Annotated in this window: 2 protein-coding genes; both read left to right on the top strand. The window is 52.4% G+C overall.

What is annotated here, in order from left to right; translation table 11 throughout:
• On the top strand, positions 1-841 hold an 841-nt coding region (locus HAP95_RS13240), incomplete at its 5' end, for a paraquat-inducible protein A (RefSeq protein ID WP_215884630.1).
• On the top strand, positions 834-2357 hold a 1524-nt coding region (locus tag HAP95_RS13235), incomplete at its 3' end, for a PqiB family protein (RefSeq protein ID WP_215884629.1). The genes HAP95_RS13240 and HAP95_RS13235, both read left to right, overlap by 8 nt.

The raw sequence follows: 2357 nt of genomic DNA, 5'->3' as shown, positions 1-2357 counted from the left end.
CTGGCTGGGCAGGATGTTTCGCTGGTCTGAATGGCTGGACCAATGGGCCATGCTGGATGTTTTTCTGATTGGTTTTGGCATCGGCTATGAACGGGTCGCGCCCTTTTTACCCATCGAAGTAGGTACCGGAGGCTGGTGCGTGGTGGGGCTGGCCTTTCTCAGCATGCTCACGCGGGCGACTCTGGAAAGACGGGAAATATGGCGGCGCATTGGTCCTAATGTGGAATCTCTGGATCTGGACCAGGAATATATAGGTTGTGGCCATTGCGGGATGCCCATTGCCGCCCATCAGGAAGGGCAAGCCTGCCCACGCTGCGCAGCAAAAGTCTGGCGCTATAAACCACAATCGACAATGCGTACCATGGCCTTTGCCCTGGCAGGATTTTTTTGTTATCCCTTCGCCTATCTTTATCCTATGGAATATAACTATCAAATAGGAAAAATGGAGGGCTATACGATTATGACCGGCGTCATGAAACTGATTGATGCGCACTTCCTGCTTTTTGCCGCCATCATTTTTATGGCCAGCATTGTCATTCCTTTTTTGAAACTTTTTTCTTTGAGCTGGTTTTTTATTTCCGTACGGACCCACTCGGTCAAACAGCTCAGATTGAAAACCGCCATCTATCGTCTGATAAAAACCATTGGCCGCTGGTCACATGTGGATGTATTTACCGTTACCGTTTTTCTGCCCTTGATGCATTTATCCGGATTACTGGCGGTTTATGTGGGCGATGCACTTCCCGCCTTTCTCGCAGTCGTCGTCCTGACCATGATAGCGACAGAATTCTTTGATCCCCGCGCACTCTGGGCTGCTTATCTAATGGAACCTCATGAATAATCCTTTGCCAACTGCAAAAATTCGACGCTCCCGCTGGCCCGGTCTGATCTGGGCCGTGCCTGTCGCGGCCCTTGCCATTGTCGCCTGGCTGGCTTTACGCAGCTATATGGAACAGGGTCCGACAGTGACCGTGCAATTTCCGACTATGGGTGGCATCAAAGCTAACCATACCGTAGTGAAATATAGGGGCGTTACGGTTGGACATGTTACCGCTGTCAAGCTGTCAAAATCCCTTGGAGAAATTTCAGTTTCCATGCGTTTTGATAATTACATGGCGCATCATCTGGGCAAAGGTACACGCTACTGGGTTGCCGGTGAAAAAGTCAGTTTTTCCGACCTCAGCTCCCTCAAATCCATTATTGCCGGACCCTATATAGGTATTGACCCGCATAGTGGCCCCACACGCCATCATGTCATCGGACTGGATGAAGAACCTGTACTGAAAAGCGAATCCAAAGGTATCACCCTCATTTTGCACGCCCCGGAAAAAGGCAATATTTCTCGTGGAGCACCCATTTTGTTCCGGGGCGAACAGGTCGGTGAAATTCGCGGCGAAACCTTGCAAAAAAATGGGGAAGGGTTCGATATTTATGCCTTTATTCCCGAAACAAACCAGCATCTGGTCAATGCGCGCAGCCGTTTCTGGAGTTCAGGTAACATCGCTGTCAGTCTGTTTGGCGAGCACCCCGGCGTGCATATACCTGCCATTCCGGCATTAATCAGCGGGGCCATCAGTTTTTCCACCCCCAAAACCGGCAGCAGCGTGGACAATAATGCGCAATTTCCCCTTTATGCCAGTGCTGCTGCGGCTAAAAATGCGCCGGTCGAAAATGCCGTGGCCTATCAAATGCGCTTGCCCGGAGGTCCACAGGGCTTGAAAACCGGTGCCGCCGTCATGCTGGAAGGGGCCCGTGTGGGCAGCGTCACGGCTGTGCATATGTTTTTTGATACCAAGCGCCAGGCACTCCTGACGGATATCGATATTAAAATCAACCCAGAGGCGATTCCGCTCCAGGGTGGGCAAGCCTGGGACATGGCCCATCCTTCCGCACAAATGAACGGGATTCTCCGCCACCTGATTGCCCAGGGCTTACGGGCGCAACTGGGGAGCACTGTTCCGATGCTGGGTTCCAGGGTCATTGACCTCAGTCTGGTTCCAGGTGCAAAAGCTGCCCGTTTGCTGCCGGGTCAACCGCCCATCATTCCCATGGTCCATGAAGCAGGCATTCAGGACAGTATTCAGCAGTTGAATGACATACTAACCAAAATCCATGCACTTCCTCTGCAGAAAATTGCCGCCAATCTGGATCAACTCAGCCAGAATCTGGCGACCTTAAGCAGCTCTCCACAAACCCGCGAGACCTTGCAACATGTGCAGCAGACCATGGCCCATCTGGATGCGTTAACGCGCACGGCCAACCAGCAATTACCAGCCATCCTGAAATCACTGAACGCGGCCAGTCAGGAGGCCCATGCCGCCTTGCAGTCAGGCAATGCCCTGCTCCATAGCCAGGGA

This window comes from Acidithiobacillus sulfurivorans, assembly GCF_018853815.1.
GTDB classification, from domain to species: domain Bacteria; phylum Pseudomonadota; class Gammaproteobacteria; order Acidithiobacillales; family Acidithiobacillaceae; genus Acidithiobacillus; species Acidithiobacillus sulfurivorans.
The sequence above is the reverse complement of the archived record's forward strand: the minus strand, read 5'-3'. Positions and strand labels throughout refer to the sequence as shown.